Here is a 22,686-nt window from a genome sequence, read left to right on the forward strand (position 1 = left end):
CGTCGTGACTTGCCGCCACCGGTGTCTGCCGGTTGGAGGCAAGCTCATGAACCTCACTTCATTCGCTTCACACCGCCTGTTCGCCGGCCTTGCGCCGCAGCTGGCCCGTGCCCGACCGTGCCGCCTGCACGGGTACCCTGACGACAGCCAGGAGCCCCCAAGTAGATGCGGGCCGCTGGCGCGTCTTCATGCCCGCTTGAGCGCCCAGACTTCTCACTGAATAAAAGATATTCAGCGGTATCTTCCCTCCCGAACTTACTAAGTTGAAAGTTTGCCGGGTAACTATTGCCCCGTGTTTATGAAAAGGAATCAATCCATGGACTGCGCGAGTAGAAAGTTCGCTGCCGACACAACTTCCGACCCTCGGCAGCGGACAGACAACTGTCGGAAAAACCCAGCATTTTTCTGCGACCCGACATGCCTTCGTTCACTGGCTGAGTGAAACGTCTGTGTGTCGTGCCGCCGCAGCGGCAGGAGCACAGCAACATGACTGTCAAACACCGCAACACCTCATCGGCCAAGGCCGAACGCGAAACTCGCCTGTCTACCCGCGCCGCCCGTGAAGCGCGCAATGGCCTGGCCGTTACCCTCGCCAACCTCGATGCCAGCGAGCAGGGCCTGACCGAGCACGAAGCTGCCAAGCGCCTGGAGCGCGATGGGGCCAACCAGGTTGCCCACGATCCGCAACCCCACGCCTTGGTGCAATTGCTCAAGGCCCTGCATAACCCGTTCATCTATGTACTGCTGATTCTGGCCGGGATCAGCTTCGTCACCGACTACTGGCTGCCGGTCAGCGCAGGCGAAACGGACGACGCCGACCTGACCAAGGTCATCATCATCATGACCATGGTCAGTCTTAGCAGCCTGCTGCGCTTCTGGCAGGAATACCGCTCGAACAAGGCCGCCGACGCGCTCAAGGCAATGGTGCGCACTACCGCAACCGTGCTACGCCGCGAGCAGGTCGGGCAGGCCCCGCGCCTGCGCGAAGTGCCCATGGACAAACTGGTGGCCGGCGACATCGTGCAGCTATCTGCAGGCGACATGATCCCCGCCGATATCCGCCTGCTTGAATCGCGCGACCTGTTCATCAGCCAGGCGGTGCTCACTGGCGAAGCGCTGCCGGTCGAGAAGTACGACACCTTGGGCAATGTCGCCCAGAAGTCCGCCACCGGGCATGGCGCCAACCCGGACAACCTGCTCGAGCTGCCAAACATCTGCTTCATGGGCACCAACGTCGTCAGCGGCCGCGCGCGCGCTGTGGTGGTCGCCACCGGCCGACGTACCTATTTCGGCTCGCTGGCCAAGGCCATCGCCGGTTCCCGTAGCCAGACCGCCTTCGATCGCGGCGTGAACAGCGTCAGCAGCCTGCTGATCCGCTTCATGCTGGTGATGGTACCGGTAGTGTTCATGATCAACGGTGTGGTCAAGGGCGACTGGGGGGATGCCTTCCTCTTCGCGCTTGCCGTGGCAGTGGGCCTGACCCCTGAAATGCTGCCGATGATCGTCAGTGCCAACCTGGCCAAGGGCGCTGTGGCCATGGCCCGGCGCAAGGTGGTGGTCAAGCGCCTGAACGCCATCCAGAACCTGGGCTCCATGGACGTACTGTGCACAGACAAGACCGGCACGCTCACCCAGGACCGGATCATCCTCGAACACCACGTGCGCTTCGATGGCCAGTGCGATCGGCATATCCTTGAACTGGCCTGGCTCAACAGCCACCACCAAAGCGGCATCCGCAACCTGATGGACCAGGCCGTGCTGCATTTTGCTGGCCAGGACAGCCAGTTCCAGGTGCCTTACGCTTACGCAAAGGTAGACGAACTACCGTTCGACTTCATCCGCCGTCGCCTGTCCGTGGTAGTGAAAAATGCACTTGGCGATCACCTGCTGGTAAGCAAGGGGGCGGTCGAGGAAATGCTCGCCATCGCCACCCATGTGCAGGAGGGCGACCGTGTCGTTACCCTGGACCCGCTCCGCCGCCAGCAGCTTCTGGCCAGCGCCGATGCCTACAACCAGGACGGCTTCCGCGTGCTGGTGGTCGCCACCCGCGAGATCCCGTCGGCCGAAGGCAAGGCGCAGTACCACACCGACGATGAGCGCGATTTGGTGATCCAGGGCTTCCTGACCTTCCTCGACCCACCCAAGGAAACTGCCGGCCCGGCCATTGCCGCCCTGCGTGACATGGGGGTGCGGGTGAAGGTGCTGACCGGCGACAACCCGGTGGTTACCTGTAAGGTCTGCCGTGAGGTGGGCCTGGAGCCAGGCCTGCCACTGCTCGGCCAGGACATCGAGCGCATGGACGACACCACCCTGAAGCTTCAGGTCGAGGAACGCACTGTCTTCGCCAAGCTCACCCCGCTGCAGAAATCACGTGTGCTCAAGGCCCTGCAGGCCAATGGTCACACGGTCGGTTTCCTCGGCGACGGTATCAACGACGCCGCCGCCCTGCGCGATGCCGACGTCGGTATCTCGGTGGACAGCGGCACCGACATCGCCAAGGAGTCGGCCGATATCATCTTGCTGGAAAAAAGCCTGATGGTACTGGAGGAGGGGGTGCTCAAGGGCCGCGAAACCTTCGGCAACATCATGAAGTACCTGTGCATGACTGCCAGTTCCAACTTTGGCAACGTGTTCTCGGTCCTGGTGGCCAGTGCGTTCATTCCGTTCCTGCCGATGCTGGCGATCCACCTGCTGCTGCAGAACCTGATGTACGACTTCTCCCAGCTGTCGCTGCCGTGGGACCGCATGGACAAGGAGTTTCTCAGCAAGCCCCGCAAATGGGACGCCCGCAACATCGGCCGCTTCATGCTGTGGATCGGCCCTACTTCGTCGATCTTCGACATCACCACCTTTGCCCTGATGTGGTATGTGTTCGCCGCCAATAGCGTCGAGATGCAGGCGCTGTTCCAGTCTGGCTGGTTCATCGAAGGGTTGCTGTCACAGACCTTGGTGGTGCACATGCTGCGCACCCGCAAGGTGCCGTTCTTCCAAAGCACCGCTGCGCTGCCGGTGGTGCTGGCAACGGGGCTGGTGATGGCATTGGGTATCTACATCCCGTTCTCGCCGGTGGGCGCGATGGTGGGCCTGGTGCCGCTGCCATGGGCATACTTCCCTTGGCTGGTTGCTACCCTGCTGGGCTACTGCGTGGTCGCGCAAGGGATGAAGACCCTTTACATCCGCCGCTTCGGGCAGTGGTTCTGAGCCAGGCGAGGAGAGCAGAGCATGCGAGTACTGATCTGTGCGGGACGCAACTATGCCGACACCCGGCGCTGCCGCCAGGCCCTGGATGACGTTCAGCGCCAGCGGCCGATCCGGGTGTTGATCCACGGTGGCAGCCAGTTCCTGGGCGGCGAGATCGAAAGCTGGGCACGTGAGCACGGTGCCGATCTGGTGCGCTACCCGCCGAACTGGCAGTTGCACGGCAAGCAGGCCGAACGCCTGCGCAACCTGTTCATGCTTAACGACAGTCGCCCTGATCTGTTGCTTGCCCTGCCCGGGGGCGATGACACAGAGGAACTGCTGGCCAGGGCTCGCGGCGCGGAGGTTCCGGTGATTTGCGGCAGGCAACCACGGCGGCCCGAGCGGGATGAACCTGGCGTGGGATAAGCCTGCCTGCCACCAGTCCTGTGGGAGCGGGTTCACCCGCGAAGAAGACACCGCCGTGGATGGCACGGGCTTCGCCCGTGTTCGCGGGGCAAGCCCGCTCCCACAGGGATCGCGCCAGCTTTTAGAAGTTGAGCAAGACAGTTGCGCCCACAATGACCGCGCTAGGTTTCACGTTTTTTGCGAGACAGTCGCTGGTACAAGTACAGCGTGGGCCGAAGCCGGCGCTGTACTTGCGGCGCCTCGGTGCCGAGCTGCTCAGCCCGGCTGCGCAGCAAGGTTATTGCTCACGTTGCGCCCCAGCACCAGCACGGTGACAAAACCACAGCCCACCAACGCGGTAGCCAGGCTCAACAGCACCGCCGTGCCCATATGGTCGACCACCTGCCCGCCGAAGAAAGAGCCCAGCGCAATGATCACCTGGAACATGGCTACGAACAGCGGCATGCCACGTTCAACATCCTTAGGTGCCACCACGAACATCCAGATGTTGGCGCAGGCCGGGAACGCACCGAAAGCGAAGCCCCACAGCGCGATCAGCATGGCAGCGCCCGTCATGCCGGTGGCGAAGTGCGGGAACAGGGCGGTGCTGACAGCAATCATCAGCGCAACCAGCATCAGGGTATGCCGCACGCTGCGGTTGGCAGCGTAGCCCGCGAAAATGTTACCCATGAACCCGGCGACGCCATACAGCAGCAACAGCGATCCAATCGTAGGCCCGTCAAAGCCGGCATTCTGTTTGAAGAACGGGGCAACATAGGTGTACGCGGCAAAGTGCGCCAGGCCGATCAGCAGCACGGCAATCAGCCCGACCCGCGCTTGTGGGTTGATGAACAAGGCCGGCAGGTCGCTGATGCGAATGGCCTTTTCCGGCAGCAGCCGCGGCAGCAGGAATACCTGCGCCAGCAGCACAGGTATGCCCACCAGTGCGGTGACCAGGAACGTCATGCGCCAGCCCATCAGGCCGCTCAGCCAGGTGCCCACGGGCACGCCCACTACGGTCGCCAGGGTTACGCCGGCCATGATGATCGAGTTGGCCTTGGCTACGCCCATGCCGTCGGGGGCCAGGCGGCCGCTGAGGGCGATGGCGGTTGCCCAGAAACCACCGATACTGACACCCAGCAGCACGCGGCCGACCAACAGCAAATTGAAGTCGACGGCGTAGGCCACGATGGTGTTGGCGATGATCATGATCAGCGTCAGGCCGATCAGCAGGTAGCGCCGGTCCAGCGCGCCGACCCCCACGGAAATCAACGGCGCGGCCAGCGCGGCCATGATACCGGGCAAGGTCACCATCAGGCCGGCAAGGCCTGCACTGATGCCAAGGTCACTGGCCACATCGTTGAGTACCCCCACCGGGAGGAACTCGCTGGTGACCAGGGCGAAGGCACCCACGGCGACCGAGAGGATTGCCAGCCATTGCTGTGTGACGCTCTGCTGATTATGTTCGGGAAGGCCGCGAGGGGCCTGGCGGTTGCTTGGCATGGGGGTCGGTTCCATGAGGGATGGCGCCTGTAGCAGGCGCAGGAGCGGAGGGATTTGCAGGCGATTATAGGGATGGCCTTGCCAGGCCGACAGGCAGCCCGCTTGATAGTCATCATCAGCGTAATCGATGAAACCCCTGGTTTAGAGCGGAAACTATTGCGTTGTGGGGCCACGAAGCCAGTTTCAGGGCGGTGTCACAGCCGTTTGCTTCACCGGTAAGACACCGCCCAGCACCATCTGGGTGACCGTGCGGGTGGCGCGATCAAAGTCCAACTTGTCAGGTATAGCCACGCCTCTGAGCTGCGACATTTGCCAGGCAAGATTGGTATAGGTACGCGTTGCCGACCAGATGAAAATCATCAGGTGTTCGGGGTCACAGGGCGCCAACCGGCCATCCTCGATCCAGTTGCGCAGGCAGGCGACGTTGCGCCTGGCTTCCTCCTGCAGCATGTTCTTGCACACCTCAGGCAGGCGCGTGCCCCCTGAGAGCAACTCCTGGCTGAACACGGCGGCGCTGAACGGGTGCTCTCGAATGATGCGTATCCGGGCTTTGACATAGGCCCGCAGGCCCACTATCGGGTCGTCGCTTTTTCGCAACGCTGCCGAGGCCCTCACCAGCGGCTCGATGAAGCTCATCAGCACCTGGACGTACAAATTCTCTTTTGTCTGGAAGTAGTAATAGAGATTGGCCTTGGGCAACCCGGCGCGCTCGGCAATTTCGTGCGAATGGGTGGCGGTGAAGCCGGTGACGGCAAACGCTTCGCTGGCCGCCTGCAGAATAAGCTTGTGATTCTTGCGCCGGATACCGGGGTTGCCCAGCGCGTGGTCGACCGAGCCGAAAGTGGCGTCAGCACCCTCGCTGGTCGTGTGTGGCAGGTCGGGTTGGGCGTACATCACGGTTTCATCTGGGCTTTTTGAGAATCGGTGTATAGAAAAGTATATAGCGAGTGTTATGCTTTTCTTCAGCCGTTGCAAGGCTGCCATTTACACACCAGGGCCAAACTCATGCATTTTTTGATCAGGCAGGCGACGGCCGCGGATTGTGATGCGATCAGCCAGGTCGCGGCACGCACTTTTGCGCTGGCTTGCCCGGCAAATACGCCTGCGACGGAAATTAGCGCCTACATCCAAGGCGCGTTGATGCCAGCCGACTTTGAACGCTTGAACCGGGAACCGGAAATGCGCCTGTCGGTAGGCCTGATGCGCCGTACGGTCGTCGGCTACAGCCTGGTCAACCTTGCCCCAGAGCCCCTGGGCATTCCGGCTGCCGATGGCATCGCCGAGCTCAGCAAATGCTACGTGCTGCCCGAATACCACGGGGCGGGTGTGGCCCAGCGGCTGATGGCTGATGTGCTGCAGGGCGTTGTGGGGGCTCTGCGGTTGACGGTCAATGACAGCAACAGCCGGGCTATTGCTTTCTACTTGCGCAACGGCTTTGCAGTGGTAGGTGAAACCACGTTCCAGTGCGGGGCGGATGTACATCGGGACCTGGTGATGCTGCACGCAGGCCGGGCAGCCCCCTGAGGGGGGCGGCCCGCCTGGTCTTGCGTGCTAGGGCGTGACCAGCACATCACACTGCGATTCGTTCAGTACATGCTTGGTAACGCTGCCAACCAACAGCTCCTCCAGCGCGCTCGCACCCTGCTTGCCGACTACGATCAGGTCGCACTCCAGCGCCTGTTCCTGCTCGGCAATGCGCCAGCCAGGGTCACCGTGCTCCAGAGTCTGCCGTGCATCGGCAATGCCCGCGGCCTCACTCAATGCAGCGAGTTGTGCCTGTGCGTCCTTGCGGATGACATTGCGGTAGTGGGTGAGGGTGTCGTAGTCGATATGGGCGAAACGCACGCTGCCTTCGAACGGGGCTTCGTACACATGGAGCAGAATGATTTCGGCCTGTGGGGCAATGGCCCTGGCCAGTTTGATGGCGCGCAGCGAAGCGGGAGAGAAATCGACCGGCACCAGCACCGTGCGATAGGCATCACGAGGCGCCGGCTTGACCACCAGCAAAGGGCAGGGCATGTGGTTGAGCATTTTCTGCACGGTCGAACCCAGCAGCAGGCGCCGCGCCACGCTCTGGCCCTTGGCGCCGCATACCAGCAGGTCGCTGTGTTTGTCCTGCACCACCCGGGTGATTTCCGTGATCACCGACCCGCTGGCGACCTGCACACCCGCGGAAATGTTGTAGCGCTGGAACAGCAGGGCTGCCAGTGCGCGGGTTTTTTCGCCGGCGCTGTCCAGTACCCGCTTCAACAGGTCGTCATCAGGCGCCACCAACTGCTTGAGGCGCTCGAAGGGGGCCGGGTTGGCAACGTAGAGCAGGTCCAGTGAGGCCTGTTGCGCGTTGCTCAGGTAGGCAGCGCGCTCTGCCGCGTTGCGGGCATGGGGGGACAGGTCGGTGGCTACCAGTATGTGTTTCAGCGGGTTCATGTGGGGCTCCTTGTCCATGGCCGCGCGCAGTGTTCGACGGTTGTGCACTGTGCGCCTGGCGGTGCTTGAGTCATTCCTTGCTTGCAGCCATCGTCGCGCGAACCCGGCGCGAGGGCTTGATTTGAGTCAATGGAGCGTAGATGCCGCAGCGGATCATGCCGGCAGCAACAGGCGCAGCCCCCCCGTCATCACGATGGTAAATACCACCACCGGCAAGAGGGAAAACCGCGTTGCTGCGTACACCGTAAGCCCTAGCGCAATCAGGTCGGCCGGGTGCCCGGAAACGAACTTGGGTGCGATTACGGCAATCAGCACGCAGCCGGGCGCGGCGTTCAGCACCTGCGTCAGTTGCGGCCCAAGGGTGCGGTTGCGCAGCAGTAAAAAGCCCAGCGCACGGGTCAGGTAGGTGACCACGGCCATGCCCACGAGGGTGACCAGTGTAGGAAGGTCAATCATGGTTTGGCCCATAGGTAAGCAGTGACCAGGCCGGCCACGGTGCCCGCGAGCACGTACCAGCCACCGGGAATCAGCAGGTAGAACAGTGCGGCGGTGAGCAGGCTGAACAGCCAGGGCACGGCGGCGTGTACGCTTTTCCACATGCCCTTGAGCAGCACCAGGAAGACCGCGGCAAAGGCCATGTCGAAGCCATAGCTGCGCAGGTCGCCGAGCAGCGGCCCAACCTGCGCCCCGAGGCTGGTGAACGTGACCCAGGTGGCCCACAGGCACAGCGACACACCCATGAAATAGCGCAGGCTGAACCCGCCGCGCTGGCGCGCATCGGCCAGGCCCATGGCCCAGCTTTCGTCACACATGAAGAACAGCGCCCCCAATGCCTTTGGCAGCGGCAGGTGGCGCATGTACGGCGCCAGGATTGCGCCCATCAGCAGGTGGCGGCTGTTGACCAGCAGGGTCATGGCGATAATCACCCATATTGCCGGCGGTGAGGTCCACAGCTCGACAGCGGCAAACTCCGAGCCGCCACCGAAGTTAAGGCCTGTCATCAGAGCCACTTCGCCTGCTGCCAGCTGGTGCTGGGAAGCCTGCGCGCCGAGTACCAGGGCACAAGGGATGAACCCCAGCAGCACCGGCAGGGCGGCAACGGCACCACGGCGCAGTTCGCTTTGCGGCGTGGTGGCAGGGGGATCGTTCAGTACAGGTTCAAGGGTATTCATGGTCACCTCCAGTGGAGGTAAATTATTCCAATGGAGCGCTAGGACCCGGCCAAGGTCGCGCTGGGCCTCACCCTGTTCGTGCGGGTGTGGCTCAAGCGCCAGGACCAGGACACCACCGACGCGTTCGTCGAAGCCGTGCGCCAGTTACCCGAAGTGGTGGAGTGCCATGTGATGGCGGGCGATTGCGACTTGCTGTTGCGGGTGGTGGCGGCAGACCTGGAAGCCTATCGACGCTTCCAGATCAAGCACCTGACCAGCCTGAGCGTGGTGCAGAACGTCAAGACCGAAGTGCCGATGGAAAAGATCAAGCTGACCACCGAGCTGCCGGTGTAGTCGTGCTTTGGCTCAGGCTCGCCTGGCGCGTTCTGCAACACGCCTAACTGCTACTGGGCTGTCCGCCCTGCAAAAGCAGCTCGCTAAGTTTGTCCATGGCCGGTGTCGCTTGGCTGCCTTTGCGAGTGACCAACTCGTAAGGGTCGCTGACCGAGCCCATGGCCAGGGGCAGCATGCGTACTTGCTGGTTCATCGCGCATTGCCGGGCCACGTCAATCGACACCAACGCCACAAAGTCGGGGCGGTCCTGCAGCAGCGACAAGGTCGCCAGGATCGAGGTGGTTTCAACCAGGTGCAGCGGGAAGCGCAGCCCGGCGTCGTGGAATTCACGCTCCAGTTGCACGCGCATCGGCATGTTGGCCCGGTATACGATCCAGCGGCTTTCGGCCAACTCGGCAAGGCTGACGGTTTGGGCGTGTTTGAGCGGGTGGTCGACATTGGCGATGACCGCCAGCGTCTCATCCTGGACAAAGGTGCTGGCAAACAGCTGCGGCGCGTTGCTGACACTGGTGCGGCACAGGGCCATGTCCAGCCGGCCGCTTTCGATCTGTGCCAGCAGCGACTGGCTGGTGTCTTCGATGATCTCGAACGACATCTGCGGCTGGATACTGGCCAGCTGTGATACGGCCCGCATCAGCAAGGGCACGGCGCCCATGATGGCGCCCACCGCCAGCCGGCCGCCCACACCGCGCAGGATGGCATCCAGGTCATGGCGCAGGTTGGAAATATCGGTTTGCACCACGCGCGCGTAGCGGATGGCGCAGTGCCCGGCGGCAGTGGGCTCCAGCCCGCGGTTGGTGCGGTTGAACAGCACCGTGCCGAAGGTGGTTTCGATTTCCTGCAGCGCCTTGCTGGCACCGGGCTGGGTAAGCCCGACGCTGCCAGCCGCACCCAGCAGCGAGCGGTGCTCGTCCAGCTCGATGAGCAGGCGCAGGTGACGGGCGTGCAGCCTGGACATGATCGAATTGAGTGACGGGGTCATCTGGTATGCGTCCTGGTTATACCGATATGGATTGTTCTCAATACCATGGCCAGGCGCGCATTCCTATACTGGCGCTGCACAGTGTCGCATCCAGTGCGGCTAAACCGCCCAGAAAAACAAAGCCAGGAGCCTGCTGAGCCTTATGTCCCTGATCAACTACATCACCCAGATCCAGTTCGATATCGGCGCCATTGCCCTTTTGCCTGCGGAATGTGAGCGCATTGGTATAACCAAGCCTTTGATCGTGACCGACCGTGGCGTGCGCGCTGCCGGTATCGTCGATACGGCGTTGAACACCTTTGCCGACAGCGCTGCCCAACTGCCGATCTATGACGGTACCCCACCCAACCCCAACGAGACCGCGGTGCGCGAAGCCGTGGCCATGTTCAAGGAGTGTGGCTGTGACGGCATCATCGCCATCGGCGGCGGCTCGGCGATCGACCTGGCCAAAGGTGTGGCCGTGTGTGCCAGGCACGATGGGCCATTGAGAAACTTTGCGGTGATCGAGGGTGGCCTGGCGCGAATCACGCCGGCAACCGCGCCGGTGATTGCCGTGCCAACCACGGCAGGGACGGGCAGCGAGGTAGGGCGGGGCGCCATCCTTATTCTCGACGACGGGCGCAAGGTGGGCGTGATTTCGCCCCATGTGGTGCCCAAGGCCGCCATCTGCGACCCGGCGCTGACCCTTGGCCTGCCTGCACAACTCACCGCTGCCACCGGGATGGATGCGATTGCTCACTGCCTGGAAACGTTCATGGCGCCTGCATTCAACCCACCTGCAGACGGCATCGCCCTGGACGGCCTGTGGCGCGCTTGGCGCTTTATCGAAAGCGCTACCCGAGACCCGCAGAACCTCGAAGGCCGTATCAACATGATGAGCGCTTCGCTGCAAGGTGCACTGGCCTTCCAGAAGGGCCTGGGCTGCGTGCACAGCCTTAGCCATGCATTGGGCGGGATCAACCCGCGCCTGCACCATGGCACCCTCAACGCGATTTTCCTGCCTGCTGTCATCACCTTCAACCGCAAGGCCGCAACTGTGCTGAACGAGCACAAGATGGCGCGTATCGCCCAGGCGATGGGGCTGGCAGACGAAAACCAGATCGAACAGGCCATCCGCGACATGACCCGCGCGTTGGGCCTGCCGACCGGCCTGCGCGAACTGGGTGTCAGCGAAGAGCAGTACCCACGCATAATCCAGGGCGCGTTGGCCGATCACAGCCATCGGACCAACCCGCGTGAGGCGTCTGCCGAGGACTACCAGGGGTTGCTTGAAGCGTCGATGTAAGGCGCCAATCCGCTGTTCAATCAATAACAACAAAAGTGAACGCCCATGAATACCAAGTATGCGCAAGCCGAGCTTGCCCCCTCGGGGGAAGCGGTCGCCAGCCCGAACCCGTTCAAAAAGTACCAGGTCATTACCGTCAGCCTGTTGCTGGTGATCGGCATCATCAACTACGTCGACCGCAGTGCGCTGTCGATCGCCAATACGTCTATCCAGCGCGACATGGGCATCACGCCGTCGCAGATGGGCATTTTGCTGTCAGCGTTTTCCCTGGCGTATGCCTTCTCGCAGCTGCCGCTGGGCATGATCATCGACCGCCTGGGCAGCAAGATCTCGCTGGGGGCGGCACTGCTGGGCTGGTCAGTGGCGCAGACGGCCTCCGGCCTGATCAACAGTTTTTCCGCATTCATCGGCCTGAGGGTGGTGCTGGGGATTGGCGAAGCACCGATGTTCCCGTCGGCCGCGAAAGCCCTGGCGGAGTGGTTCGAGGCCGAAAAGCGCGGCACACCGACGGGCATCGTGCTGTCATCGACCTGCATCGGGCCATGCCTGGCGCCACCGTTGCTGACCCTGCTGATGATCACTTGGGGCTGGCGCGGCATGTTCATTGTCACCGGGGTGTTCGGCATCCTGGTCGCCGCCTGCTGGTTTGCCTTCTACAAGAGCAAGGCGCGTTACCTGGCCGAGCTGCCTGCAGAGGAACGTGAGCGGCTGCTGGCGACACAGGCCCATAAACAGCCGGTGGCAAGCGCCAGGCCGAGCCTGCGGGCACAACTGGCGGCCTGGACCGAGCTGTTTCGCCACAAGAGCACCTGGGGCGCCGTACTGGGCTTCATGGGGGTGATCTACATGCTGTGGCTGCACCTTACCTGGCTGCCGGGCTACTTCGAACGTGAGCATGGCTTGAGCTTGTACCAGACGGCCTGGGTGGTATCGCTGGCCTATGTATTCGGCGCGTTGGGCACCATTGTCGCGGGCCGCATCTGCGACCGCCTGGTGAAGAACGGCGCCAGCGTGTTGGGTAGCCGCAAGCGGGTAGTGGTGACGGCGTTGTTCGCGGCGGCGGCATTCACCGTTCCCCTGTCGTTCGGCAGCGGCTTCATGCTCAGCGTGGCGCTGCTGTGCTGCGCGCTGTTCAGCGTGAACATGGCCAGCTCGACTGCCTGGATGATTGCCAACACTGTGGTCGATAGCCAGCGCGTGGCCTCGTTTGGCTCGATCCAGAACTTTGGTGGCTACCTGGCAGGCTCGGTGGCACCGATCGTGACCGGGTTCAGCATCCAGCAGACCGGGTCGTTTGCCTCGGCGTTCCTGATCAGTGCTGCGGTGGCGACGGTGGCAGCGATGGCTTATGTATTGCTGCTGAAGCAGCCGGTTTCTGCTGACCAGTGATCGTCAGGCCTGTGCGATCCCTGTGGGAGCGGCCTTGTGTCGCGATTGGGCCGAAGAGCGGCCCCAGGATCCTTGCAGGACCGTCGAGACCGGTGGGGCCGCGTTGCGGCCCAATCGCGACACAAGGCCGCTCCCACAAGGATCGCATCAGCTTCCAGAAGTCGTTTCATAACGGTTTGTGATGCCAGGCATCATGACAATATATTTATCCTTATCAATTCCAGGCCCTAGCATCGGTTGCCCGGCATCGCCCATTTCCATGAGGTCTTGATGAACAGTTCGCTTTTCGTACCCCAACGTACCGCGGCCCTGTTGCTGCAGCACTGGCGCAGCGGTGAATTGCTGACGGAACTGCCTGCCAGCCTCAGGCCCGAAACCTTGAAACAAGGCTATGACAGCCAGGATCAGTTCTTCGCCGCCGCCGCTGGTCAGCGTGCCGGGTGGAAGCTGGGTGTCGGCAGCCCCGCAGGCATGCGTGCGGCCAACCTGTCCCGGCCGCTGATTGGCCAACTGGAAGCAAAGCGCTGCCACGCTGATGGTGTGCGCATCGAGCTGCCGGCGGTGACACCTGTGACCATCGAATGCGAGATCGCCTTCGTGCTTGACCGCGATATCCCCCCGCAAGCGGGACGCCTGCCGGCCAGCGAGGATATTCGCGCAACCTGCGTCACTTTCGAGGTGGTGCGCTCACGCTTCGTCGACCGCAAGCGCGTCGGCTGGCCAAGCTTCGTGGCGGACAACGTGGGCTTTGAAGCGTTGGTCGTGGGCAACAGCCTTGGGGCAGGCATCAACGTACCCTTGCTTGCAGACCTGGCCGAGACCACCGAGGTGTACGTAGATGGCGAGTTACGCGCCCGCGGCTTGTCTGGCGATGCTGCGACCGACCCGCTGGTGTCGCTGGCCCACCTGTATGCCCATGCTGCCGAACGCGGCCAGACATTGAAGGCAGGTGATGTGGTGACCACGGGGGCCATGTGCCAGCCGTTCGACCTGAATCAAACAGGCCATCAGGTTAGCGCCAGGTTCCTTGGCCAGGCGCTGTCGTTCACGCTGTAACCGCCGACCATTGATCAAACGCCGCCTGCATCCTCTGCCGGGTTTGTGGGTCGGCGGGGATCAGGTGCTCGATCCGCAGTGATTCCACGGTGATATCCAGCGGCATGCCGAAGGTGGTGAAGGTCGACAGGAACCTGAGCTCGCCATAGGGGGTGCTCACGCGGGTCAGCAACACGGGCGCGATACCTGCCGCCTGCTCTGGGTTGGCCGGGGTTGGAAGATTGCGCAAGTGTTCTGCCAGCGTCGGGTTGCCCACTGCCTCCCTGGATGCACGTTGCCAGGCAACGGCACGAATTTCCTGCGCATTGGCCAGATGATCGCCCAGGCCGCCAGGGCGCAGCAGTGTATCCAGAAGGTTAAGGCCAGGCGCCGCCTGCGCCGCAACACCCACCATCGCCAACAGCAGGCCGGTACTGGCATTGGCAGCGATGACCTGCCAGTTGCTGTCGATGACGATTGCAGGTGCAGGGTTGTTCGCCTGCAGGATGTGTTCGATGGCGGCATGCACCAATGCCAGTTCAGGCGCGTCGAGCGGCGAGGCCGCGTAGCGGGGCGCGTACCCGGCGGCAATGAACACTTCGTTGCAGTGCTCCAGTGGCGCGCCAAGGGCCGAAAGCAGGGCATGCAAGGTGCCAGGGCTGGCCTTGGCGCGCCCGGTTTCCAGGCAGCTCAGGTGGCGCTGCGATACGCCAGCCAATAGCGAAAGCGCCAGCTGGCTGAGCCCGGCCTGCTGGCGCAAGTGACGCAGATGCTGGCCTGCCGAAGTATCCGGCGCAGGGCTTTTGCGATGGAACAGATGATGACTCATGCCTTGATCCTTATCGTCCTTGATTGCAGCGTCCATGACCTCACAGGTCATTGAGCGCAGGCAACCCTATCACTACTGTGCCGGCAAACCCTACAGAGGAAAGGACGATGGGCTTGCGTATCTGCGCGCTGGCGTTGCTGGTGCTGTTTTCGCTGTATACCGGCTGGACGATGCAGATTGCCGAGCAGTCGCTGCTGGCGTTCGGGCTAACGCTGCTGTCGCGGCCAGACACTGCTCAGGTGGTCATTGACCTGTATCTGATGGCGGGGCTGGCCTGCGTCTGGATGGTGAGGGACAACCGTATGCGGGGCGGGAAGGGGATATCGTTGCTGCCCTACCTGTTGCTGACGGCTGTGTTCGTTTCGGCGGGGCCGCTGTTGTATCTCGTCAACAGAGGCGTTGCCGGGGTGCGTCAGCCATGAGCAATGCCTTGAGTGTTTATGCGCTGTGGATGCCATCGGGGCTGTCTGCCTGTTGGGTTTCTGCGCACTCATTACCGCGAGCGTAGGTAAATGAACCAAAATATTGCATGAGTCATCTTGATGCTTTGACATAAGACTACTAATACTTAAGCACTGCCGAAGAGGGACGATCATGCAGACGCGCTTCGTTGTGGTGCCCGCAGTGCCAGTAAAGCGAGAGGTTTACCCTCGGCGTCTTGGCTTTCCCGCCGCCCTGGGAGAGGGTTATGACCTTTACGACACCCAGGAAAAGATGCGCTTGAGCCTCAACTTTGTCACACGGGCCCAAGCCGAGTTCGAGTGTGCGTGCCGCAACCGCAGCCAGGAAGGCGATGAAGCGGGTATTGTCGGTATTGGCTGATTCGGTGAAGCCCAGATAAGGGACGGGATAGCTTTAATGATGGCACCGGCGCAGCCGGTGCCAGCCATCGAGCCCTCAACCTTGTTTGCGCAGCGCTTCTACCAACTCTGCCTTGGTCATGGTGGAGCGGCCCTTTATGTCTTTGCTGCGCGCTTCCTTCATCAGGCTTTGCTTGCTCTGGCTTTCCAGAGAAACACCCGAACTGCGCGAATGACCCTGGCGTGACTTGGCCGCGCGTTTGGCTGAGTCGGAGCGGGCTGTCTTCTTCTCGCTGGCAGCCGTGTGGCTCCCCGAGCCACCCTTCTTGTCGCCACCTCCGGACTGTTTGTTGACGGTGGCCCAGGCACGGGCTTCGGCCTCTGCTTTCGACAATCCCCTTTCTTCGTAACTCTCCTCTATATGCTCGGCCTTGCGCTTCTGTTTGTCTGTGTATTTGTCCTTGTCACCGCGTGGCATGGTGTTCACTCCTGCTGGATTTGCCTGCACGGTTGAGGCCAGGCGTCCATCGAGAGTGCCGGACCATGGACGAGCGGTGCGTCATGGCATAGGCAAAAAGCTCTACCGTGCGGCCTGCCACTCAACAGTCACAAAGCTGTAACACAGCTGATGCAAAGTGTGCCGGCCATCACAAGGAGCACTTTTTGATGAAACGCCTGATGAAGTCTGCTGCACTCGCCGTTGCGGTCTCCCTTTGCGCCACTTCGGCAGCCTTTGCTGCAGAAAACGTTCGCCTGACAGGTTCCGGCGCCAGCTTCCCTGCACCGATCTACCTGACCTGGTTCAAGGACTTCAGCAAGAACACTGCTGGCGTCACCGTTGACTACCAGTCCAAGGGCAGCGGGGCGGGCGTTCAGGACTTCCTGAACAAGACCGTCGACTTCGCCGCCAGCGACTCGGCCATGAGCGAAGCAGACATTGCCAAGGTTGGCGAAGGCGTGCAGTTGCTGCCAATGACCGCCGGTGAAATCGTCCTGGCCTACAACCTGCCGGGCAACCCTAAAGGGCTGAAGCTGCCGCGCGAGGTGTACTCCAACATCTTCCTGGGCAAGATCACCCAGTGGAACGACCCGCAAATCGCCGCGGCCAACCCTGAGCTGAAACTGCCAGCTACCCCGATCACTGTGGTCGTGCGTGCCGACTCCAGCGGTACCACTGCGGTCTTCACCAAGCACCTGTCGGCCATCAACGCTGACTTCAAGCAAGGGCTGGGTGAGGGCAACACCGTCAACTGGCCGGCCACCGACAAGTTCATCAAATCGCCGAAGAACGATGGCGTAACCGCCACCGTCCGCCAGACCCCGGGCGCCATCGGCTACATCGAATACGGCTTCGCCAAGCTGGCCAAGGTCGACTTCGCCGTGCTGCAGAACAAAGCTGGCCAATACGTCGTGCCAAACGCAGAGAGCGGTGCCGAAGCACTGGCTGCGGTAAACATGCCGGAAAACCTGGTGGCCTGGCTGCCTGACCCGGACGGTGCCAAGTCCTACCCGATCACTTCCTACACCTGGATGATCTTCCGCAAGGACAACGGCAACCCGGCAAAAGCCAAGGCCATGCGTGAAATGGTCGAGTACAGCCTGACCAAAGGCCAGACCATCGCCGACTCGATGGGTTACATCCCGCTGCCTGCGTCGGTTGTCGACCAGGTGCGTAAAGCGTCTGCCAACATCCAGTAATACCCAGGCGCTCCCGGTATCGGCATGAAGCCATGCCGGGGGTGTTTGTCCCTTGTCCCGGAACTTGCCCATGAACACACCCTTTGCCATACCGGATAACCCCGATTCCGCGTGCCAGCCACCGTCTGCGAAAGACTTCCTGGTCGATCGCACCTTCCGTGCGCTTGCACGCATTGGTGTGGTGCTGGTACTGGCGCTGGTCTTCGCGCTGGTCTACGAAGTGGGCCGCAAGGCACTGCCCGGCATCGAAAAGCATGGCTTTGACGTGCTGTTCGGCAGCGTCTGGGACGTCAACCAAGGCAAGTACGGTATTCTGCCAGCGATCTGGGGCACGCTTTACAGTGCCTTCATCGCCCTGTTGATCGCCGGTTTCTTCGGCGTCAGCATGGCCATTTTCCTCACCCAGGATTTCCTTCCGGCCAAGCTCGCCGCAGTGTTCCGCACCATCGTCGAACTGCTCGCCGCCATCCCCAGCGTGGTCTACGGCCTGTGGGGCATCTACGTTGTCATCCCGGCGATTCGCCCGCTGACCGCCTGGTTGAACAGCGAGCTGGGCTGGATCCCGTTTTTCGGCACCTCCCTGAGCGGGCCCGGCCTGCTGCCTGCTGCGCTGGTACTGGCGATCATGATCCTGCCGACCATCGCTGCCGTTTCCCAGGATGCGCTGACCAGCGTACCGATGAAAACCAAGCAGGCTGCCTACGGCATGGGCACTACCCACTGGGAAGCCATCCTCAAGGTGATGGTGCCATCGGCTGCTACTGGCATCTTTGGTTCGCTGGTACTGGGCCTGGGCCGCGCGCTCGGTGAAACCATGGCACTGGCCATGCTGGTCGGCAACGCCAACACCATTTCCCTTTCCTTGTTCGCCCCGGCCAACACCCTGGCGGCGCTGCTGGCGCTGAACTTCCCGGAAGCCGGCCCGAACGAGGTCGAAGTGCTGATGTACGCGGCACTGGTCCTGATGTTCATCACTCTGCTGGTGAACGTGCTCGGCTCGATGATCATGCTCTACGCCCAGCGTGGTAACAAACAATGACTGACTTGACGACCCCTGTAGCCGCATTGCCCAGCCTGCAACGCAAGCTGGAAGGCCGTGCCCTGCGCAGCGTGCTTTTGACCACCCTGGCATGGCTCGCGGCGCTGGTGGCCAGCGTGCCGCTGATTTCCGTGCTGTACATGCTGATCACCCGCGGCGGTGCACGCCTGAGTCTGGAAGTGTTCACCGAGCTGCCGCCGACCGGCTTCGAGATGGGTGGCGGTTTTGGTAACGCCATGGCCGGTACCTTCGTCATGGTCGGCATTGCCGCCGCCATCGCGGTACCGGTCGGTATCCTGGCAGCAGTGTTCCTGGCCGAACTCGGCCCCGACAGCAAGCTGGCCAACGCCGCGCGCTTTGCCGCCAAGATGCTCACCGGCCTGCCGTCGATCCTGGCCGGGGTGTTTGCCTACGCCCTGGTGGTGATGACCACCGGAACCTACTCGGCGCCGGCTGGCGGTGTGGCCTTGGCAGTACTGATGCTGCCGATCGTGGTGCTGACTGCTGAAGAGTCGATGAAGATGGTGCCCAAGATCATGAAAGACGCCGCTTACGGCATGGGCTGCACCCGTGCTCAGGTGATCTGGAAAATCGTCCTGCCCACCGGCCTGCCGGCGATCCTCACCGGCGTCATGCTGGCCGTGGCCCGCGCCGCTGGCGAAACCGCGCCGCTGCTGTTCACCGCATTGTTCAGCAACTACTGGATCTACCATGACGGCAGCCTGGCGGTCATGAACCCTACGGCTTCGCTCGCCGTACTGATTTACAACTTCTCCGGCATGCCATTCGACAACCAGCTCGAGCTCGCCTGGGCGGCCTCGCTGGTGCTGGTCATGATCGTGCTGGTCATCAACATTCTGAGCCGAGTCTTCGGCAAGCCCAAGTATTGAGAAAGGGAGCATCCAACTTGAACGTATCCACTGCGCAAAGAGCCGCTCCCATGGTCAATGAAGCCACCCCGATCGTCATGGACTGCAAGCTGGACAAGATTTTCTACGGCAACTTCATGGCCGTGCGTGACAGCCATGTGCCGATCAGGAAGAACGAGATCACCGGCTTCATCGGGCCGTCGGGCTGCGGCAAGAGTACCGTGCTGCGTAGCCTCAACCGCATGAACGACCTGGTGAAGGGCTTCCGGTTTGAAGGCCATGTGCACTTCCTGGGCCAGGATGTCTACGGCAAGGGTGTTGACCCGGTGGTCGTGCGCCGCTACATCGGCATGGTATTCCAGCAGCCCAACCCGTTCTCGATGAGCATCTTCGACAACGTCGCCTTCGGCCTGCGCCTGAACCGCTACAAGGGCGACCTGGGTGACCGCGTGAAGCACGCCTTGCAAGGCGCCGCGCTGTGGGACGAAGTGAAGGACAAGCTCAAGGTCAGCGGCCTGTCGCTGTCCGGCGGCCAGCAGCAGCGTCTATGCATTGCCCGGGCCATTGCCACCGAACCGGAAGTGCTGCTGCTGGACGAACCCTGCTCGGCACTCGACCCGATTGCCACCCGTCGCGTGGAGGAGCTGATGGTCGAGCTGAAGAAGGACTACACCATTGCCCTGGTCACCCACAACATGCAGCAGGCGATTCGTGTGGCGGACACCACGGCGTTCTTCTCGGTCGATATTTCCCAGGGCAGCCGCACCGGTTACCTGGTCGAGATGGGCCCTACGGCGCAGATTTTCCAGAACCCACGCGAGCAACTGACCAGCGACTACATCAGCGGCAAGTTCAGCTGAGTCAGGCACGCCAAGGTGGCCGGGTGTTGCAGCCAGGGAGGTTGCAGCAACCGGCCGCGTTACCTTCCGTTAAAGTGTTACCCGGGATTTCCAATGCGAGCAACGCGTCGTCTTGATCTTTCAGCGGTAGAGCGCGCACTGCGCGAGGTGCAAGGCCGCTTTGCCGAACTCAGCCGGCATTTCACCGAACCGCGGGATCCGTTTACCGACGAGGTGCTGCTGAACGTACTTGAAGGCTATGCACTGATTGACGACTATGTCGCTCGCGGTATCGACCTGTTCGACCTGCAGCAGCTGAACCTGATGCTGGAAATCAACGCCACTGTGCTGTGCGGCAGCGACCCGGCCCGTCGCCTGGAATATGCCCCGCACCTCGCCGCAACCGAGGCGCACTTTTTCAACAACGTCGAAGGTGGCATCAAGGACTTGTACAACTGGTACTGCTCGTACCGCAGCGATTCGATCTGGAAGCGGGCAGCCGGTGTTTATGTACGAATCCTCAGCAAGCCGCAGTTGTTCATCGAAGGCAACAACCGCACAGGTTCGCTCATTGTCAGCTACCTGCTGATGCGTGCCGGCTTGCCGCCTTTCGTGCTGTCGCTGGACAACGCCGAGGGTTACTTCAACCCGTCCTCGGTCATACGCAACTCCGCTAAACACGGTGTCAAGGCTTTGTACGAACTCCCCAAGATCAAGAAAAAGTACGCCGCTTTCCTCGAAGAGAAGGCGCCTGAGCCCGGCAAGTTCTTCCTGAGCGGCACGCCTGTGCCTGTCTGTGAGGGGCGCCGCTGATGCAACGTTACTCCATGTTCGCACGCGGGCGCCAAGCCCTTGAACGCAAGCTCAAGCGTGGCCAGGTACGCATTTCGTTCGATATCGACGACACGCTCGCCTGCCTGCCCGAACACGCTGCCGCCGAAGACAGCAAGCTGCCGAATTTCGTCCATCGCTGGTTGGGCGAGCCCCTGCGCAGTGGCACGCGCTCGCTGATCCGCGACCTGCGCCGCCAGGGCTGCAGCATCTGGATCTATACCTCGTCGGGGCGCACCCCGGCCTACATCCGGCGCTGGCTGATGCTTTATGGCATCCATGTCGATGGTGTGGTCAACAGTGACCGGCACCAGCATATCCTGGCCCAGAACGGCCTTGAGCATTCGCCTTCGAAGTTGCCATCGGCGTTCGATATCGATCTGCATGTCGATGATTCCGAAGGCGTGCGGCTTGAGGGCGTCGACCATGGTTTTCGCGTAGTGGTGGTGTGCCCGAAAGACGAAAACTGGGCCCAGAAGGTGATGGACGCGGCGGTCGACGTGCAAGCACGGCTGGCCTGGCAGCAACCGCACCGCTATGAGATGCCCGAGCGCCAGCGCTCGCAGGCGCTTGCTTCCTGAGGGCAGTGGTCAGCGCAACAACGGGGCCGCAGGGCGGCCCCAGTTCGTACAGATGTACTGATACCCGCCTGCTATTCATGCGTACACCCTAAGTCTTGCCTCCTGGCCAGACCTGGTACCGCGACCAAATCATCAGGCCGCATTCGCCAGCCCAAGGCCGCTACCCGCTCGCCCGAAAGCAGCGTATCTGGCCATTTGGCCACTTCCGATAATCGCCTCCGACATCCTGTCCCCGTTTGGAGCGCGCCATGCACAACAACAATAAGCACCTGCCGCCTCGTTTCCTCGCAGCCGCCATCGCCAGCTTTTCTGCCCTGGGCCTGAGCGGCGTCGCCGAGGCCGAGATCATGCTGTACGACAAGGACCAGACAACGTTTTCCACCGACGGTTACATCAATGCTTTCTACGTCAACAGCAAGGTCGACCGTGAGGGCGAACAGTTCGACCGCCGCCAGTCGCGGGTGAAAATGGGCTTCTTGCCTAACTACCTGGGCTTCAACATGGGCAAGCAGGTGGATGACCTGAAGCTCGGCGCGCGTGCCTCGTTCTGGGTAACCATCAACGACAGTGAAACCAACGGCACCGACACCGCCATCGACGTGCGGCAGTTCTACGGCACCGTGGCCAACCCCGCGTGGGGCGAGGTGTTGATCGGCAAGGACTTCGGGCTGTTTGCCCGCTCCAACATCCTGCTGGACGAGCTGCTGGCAGGGTATGGCCAGGTCAGCGACACGCTGGGGCTGGTGGACGGCGGCGGGGTGTCGTTCGGCAACATCGGCAGTGGTTACCCGTACCCGTTCCCCACCTCGCAGATCACCTACCGCACCCCGGTGATGGACGGCCTGCGAGTAGCAGTGGGCATCATGGACCCGGTAGACACCAACGACAGCAGCCCGACCGGCAAGGCCTACCAGGAAAACCCGCGCACCGAAAGCGAGATCACCTACCAGTTCGACCTGGGCGGGGCGCAGATCTACAGCTGGGTCAACGGCAGCTACCAGACCTCGGACAATACCGATTCGACGGTGAAGTCCGTCACCTCCAAAGGTGTCGGCTATGGCGTGCAGGCCAAGATGGGGGGCTGGTCGCTGACCGGCTCGGGGTTCCAGGCAAAGGGTATCAACCCGTTCTTCACCAACAACGCTGGCGAACCGGTGTTGCGCAATGTCGACAGTGACGGCTACCTGCTGCAGGGCTCGTACACGTTCGGCAAGAACCGCGTGGCGCTGTCCTATGGCAAGACCAAGGACGATGGCAATGGCGCGGTGGGCAGCGGGGCAGACTATGAAACCCGCGGCGTGGCGCTGTTCCATGATGTGAACGACAACCTGAAGCTGGTGGCTGAGTACAACCAGTTTTCCATCGACGGGCATGACACCCGTGCGCAGAACGAAGACACCGATACCTTTGCGGTGGGTGCGGTGTTGACCTGGTGAATCCCTGGGGCCGCAAGGCGACCCCAAATGATGCGGGCTATTACGCCCATGGA

Annotated in this window: 24 protein-coding genes; 16 read left to right on the plus strand and 8 right to left on the minus strand. The window is 62.0% G+C overall.

Features of this window, described 5'->3' with window-relative positions; genetic code table 11:
• The first annotated feature begins 486 nt into the window (after window positions 1-486).
• Window positions 487-3,201 (plus strand): magnesium-translocating P-type ATPase, encoded by a 2,715-nt coding sequence (mgtA, locus tag AC07XM_RS02515; protein WP_102689623.1) that lies wholly within the window; start codon window positions 487-489, stop codon window positions 3,199-3,201.
• Between the two features lie 21 nt (window positions 3,202-3,222).
• On the plus strand, window positions 3,223-3,606 hold the full coding sequence (locus tag AC07XM_RS02520) for a DUF2493 domain-containing protein (RefSeq protein WP_016486148.1): 384 nt from the start codon (window positions 3,223-3,225) through the stop codon (window positions 3,604-3,606).
• Window positions 3,607-3,861: 255 nt separating this feature from the next.
• Here AC07XM_RS02520 and AC07XM_RS02525 read toward each other — a convergent pair whose 3' ends face one another.
• Together AC07XM_RS02525 and AC07XM_RS02530 are read right to left on the minus strand one after the other, a co-directional pair.
• The gene (locus tag AC07XM_RS02525) at window positions 3,862-5,088 is read right to left on the minus strand and encodes an MFS transporter (RefSeq protein ID WP_024717803.1); all 1,227 of its coding nucleotides are present in this window, start codon (window positions 5,086-5,088) and stop codon (window positions 3,862-3,864) included.
• 183 nt (window positions 5,089-5,271) lie between these two features.
• Entirely contained in the window at window positions 5,272-5,982 is a 711-nt protein-coding gene (locus AC07XM_RS02530) for a TetR/AcrR family transcriptional regulator (RefSeq protein WP_016486150.1), read from the minus strand.
• A gap of 246 nt (window positions 5,983-6,228) precedes the next feature.
• Between AC07XM_RS02530 and AC07XM_RS02535 the strand changes: the two genes are divergently transcribed.
• Window positions 6,229-6,612, plus strand: coding sequence for a GNAT family N-acetyltransferase (locus AC07XM_RS02535; RefSeq protein WP_231995325.1), 384 nt, complete (start codon window positions 6,229-6,231; stop codon window positions 6,610-6,612).
• Between the two features lie 27 nt (window positions 6,613-6,639).
• Here AC07XM_RS02535 and AC07XM_RS02540 read toward each other — a convergent pair whose 3' ends face one another.
• The 3 genes from AC07XM_RS02540 to AC07XM_RS02550 all read right to left on the minus strand — a co-directional run bounded on the left by AC07XM_RS02540 (window position 6,640) and on the right by AC07XM_RS02550 (window position 8,687).
• On the minus strand, window positions 6,640-7,515 hold the full coding sequence (locus AC07XM_RS02540; RefSeq protein ID WP_102689624.1) for a universal stress protein: 876 nt from the start codon (window positions 7,513-7,515) through the stop codon (window positions 6,640-6,642).
• Window positions 7,516-7,668: 153 nt separating this feature from the next.
• Window positions 7,669-7,971 carry an AzlD family protein gene (locus AC07XM_RS02545; RefSeq protein ID WP_024717802.1) on the minus strand — a complete coding sequence of 101 codons (303 nt, stop codon included), beginning with the start codon at window positions 7,969-7,971 and terminating at the stop codon, window positions 7,669-7,671.
• Window positions 7,968-8,687 (minus strand): AzlC family ABC transporter permease, encoded by a 720-nt coding sequence (locus AC07XM_RS02550; RefSeq protein ID WP_102689625.1) that lies wholly within the window; start codon window positions 8,685-8,687, stop codon window positions 7,968-7,970. The genes AC07XM_RS02545 and AC07XM_RS02550 overlap by 4 nt, the downstream gene beginning before the upstream one ends.
• 78 nt (window positions 8,688-8,765) lie before the next feature.
• Between AC07XM_RS02550 and AC07XM_RS02555 the strand changes: the two genes are divergently transcribed.
• On the plus strand, window positions 8,766-9,020 hold the full coding sequence (locus tag AC07XM_RS02555) for an Lrp/AsnC ligand binding domain-containing protein (protein ID WP_024717801.1): 255 nt from the start codon (window positions 8,766-8,768) through the stop codon (window positions 9,018-9,020).
• Window positions 9,021-9,063: 43 nt separating this feature from the next.
• On the opposite strand, the gene AC07XM_RS02560 is transcribed toward AC07XM_RS02555, so the two are convergent.
• Complete coding sequence (locus AC07XM_RS02560) at window positions 9,064-10,002, minus strand: LysR family transcriptional regulator (protein ID WP_102689626.1); 939 nt, start codon at window positions 10,000-10,002, stop codon at window positions 9,064-9,066.
• 142 nt (window positions 10,003-10,144) lie between these two features.
• Between AC07XM_RS02560 and gbd the strand changes: the two genes are divergently transcribed.
• The 3 genes from gbd (at window position 10,145) to AC07XM_RS02575 (ending at window position 13,732) form a co-directional block, all read left to right on the plus strand.
• Window positions 10,145-11,287, plus strand: coding sequence for a 4-hydroxybutyrate dehydrogenase (gene gbd, locus AC07XM_RS02565; protein ID WP_102689627.1), 1,143 nt, complete (start codon window positions 10,145-10,147; stop codon window positions 11,285-11,287).
• 45 nt (window positions 11,288-11,332) lie between these two features.
• A complete protein-coding gene (locus tag AC07XM_RS02570) occupies window positions 11,333-12,676 on the plus strand; it encodes an MFS transporter (RefSeq protein ID WP_102689628.1) in 1,344 nt (447 codons plus the stop codon).
• Window positions 12,677-12,946: 270 nt separating this feature from the next.
• A complete protein-coding gene (locus AC07XM_RS02575) occupies window positions 12,947-13,732 on the plus strand; it encodes a 2-keto-4-pentenoate hydratase (RefSeq protein WP_102688839.1) in 786 nt (261 codons plus the stop codon).
• Here AC07XM_RS02575 and AC07XM_RS02580 read toward each other — a convergent pair.
• Window positions 13,722-14,540, minus strand: a complete 819-nt coding sequence (locus AC07XM_RS02580) for a helix-turn-helix domain-containing protein (protein WP_024717800.1) — start codon at window positions 14,538-14,540, stop codon at window positions 13,722-13,724. The genes AC07XM_RS02575 and AC07XM_RS02580 overlap by 11 nt on opposite strands.
• 107 nt (window positions 14,541-14,647) lie before the next feature.
• Here AC07XM_RS02580 and AC07XM_RS02585 point away from each other — a divergent pair, with 107 nt between their 5' ends.
• On the plus strand, window positions 14,648-14,962 hold the full coding sequence (locus AC07XM_RS02585; protein ID WP_016486161.1) for a DUF2834 domain-containing protein: 315 nt from the start codon (window positions 14,648-14,650) through the stop codon (window positions 14,960-14,962).
• Between the two features lie 172 nt (window positions 14,963-15,134).
• Window positions 15,135-15,362, plus strand: coding sequence for a hypothetical protein (locus AC07XM_RS02590; protein ID WP_016486162.1), 228 nt, complete (start codon window positions 15,135-15,137; stop codon window positions 15,360-15,362).
• A gap of 75 nt (window positions 15,363-15,437) precedes the next feature.
• On the opposite strand, the gene AC07XM_RS02595 is transcribed toward AC07XM_RS02590, so the two are convergent.
• Window positions 15,438-15,818, minus strand: a complete 381-nt coding sequence (locus AC07XM_RS02595; RefSeq protein WP_102688840.1) for a termination factor Rho — start codon at window positions 15,816-15,818, stop codon at window positions 15,438-15,440.
• A gap of 188 nt (window positions 15,819-16,006) precedes the next feature.
• On the opposite strand from AC07XM_RS02595, the gene pstS reads away from it, so the two are divergent.
• The 7 genes from pstS to AC07XM_RS02630 all read left to right on the plus strand — a co-directional run bounded on the left by pstS (window position 16,007) and on the right by AC07XM_RS02630 (window position 22,633).
• Window positions 16,007-17,038, plus strand: coding sequence for a phosphate ABC transporter substrate-binding protein PstS (pstS, locus tag AC07XM_RS02600; protein ID WP_016486164.1), 1,032 nt, complete (start codon window positions 16,007-16,009; stop codon window positions 17,036-17,038).
• Between the two features lie 70 nt (window positions 17,039-17,108).
• Window positions 17,109-18,077, plus strand: a complete 969-nt coding sequence (pstC, locus tag AC07XM_RS02605; RefSeq protein WP_016486165.1) for a phosphate ABC transporter permease subunit PstC — start codon at window positions 17,109-17,111, stop codon at window positions 18,075-18,077.
• The gene (gene pstA, locus AC07XM_RS02610) at window positions 18,074-18,967 is read left to right on the plus strand and encodes a phosphate ABC transporter permease PstA (protein WP_016486166.1); all 894 of its coding nucleotides are present in this window, start codon (window positions 18,074-18,076) and stop codon (window positions 18,965-18,967) included. Before pstC ends, pstA begins: the two co-directional genes overlap by 4 nt.
• 50 nt (window positions 18,968-19,017) lie before the next feature.
• Window positions 19,018-19,806, plus strand: coding sequence for a phosphate ABC transporter ATP-binding protein PstB (pstB, locus tag AC07XM_RS02615; protein WP_016486167.1), 789 nt, complete (start codon window positions 19,018-19,020; stop codon window positions 19,804-19,806).
• Between the two features lie 93 nt (window positions 19,807-19,899).
• Window positions 19,900-20,598: a hypothetical protein gene (locus tag AC07XM_RS02620; protein WP_016486168.1), complete on the plus strand. Its 699-nt coding sequence runs from the start codon at window positions 19,900-19,902 to the stop codon at window positions 20,596-20,598.
• Entirely contained in the window at window positions 20,598-21,197 is a 600-nt protein-coding gene (locus tag AC07XM_RS02625) for a trehalose-phosphatase (RefSeq protein ID WP_016486169.1), read from the plus strand. Before AC07XM_RS02620 ends, AC07XM_RS02625 begins: the two co-directional genes overlap by 1 nt.
• 248 nt (window positions 21,198-21,445) lie before the next feature.
• Window positions 21,446-22,633 carry a porin gene (locus AC07XM_RS02630; protein ID WP_016486170.1) on the plus strand — a complete coding sequence of 396 codons (1,188 nt, stop codon included), beginning with the start codon at window positions 21,446-21,448 and terminating at the stop codon, window positions 22,631-22,633.
• Window positions 22,634-22,686: the final 53 nt, after the last annotated feature.

This window comes from Pseudomonas sp. GW460-LB5 (genome assembly GCF_059423245.1).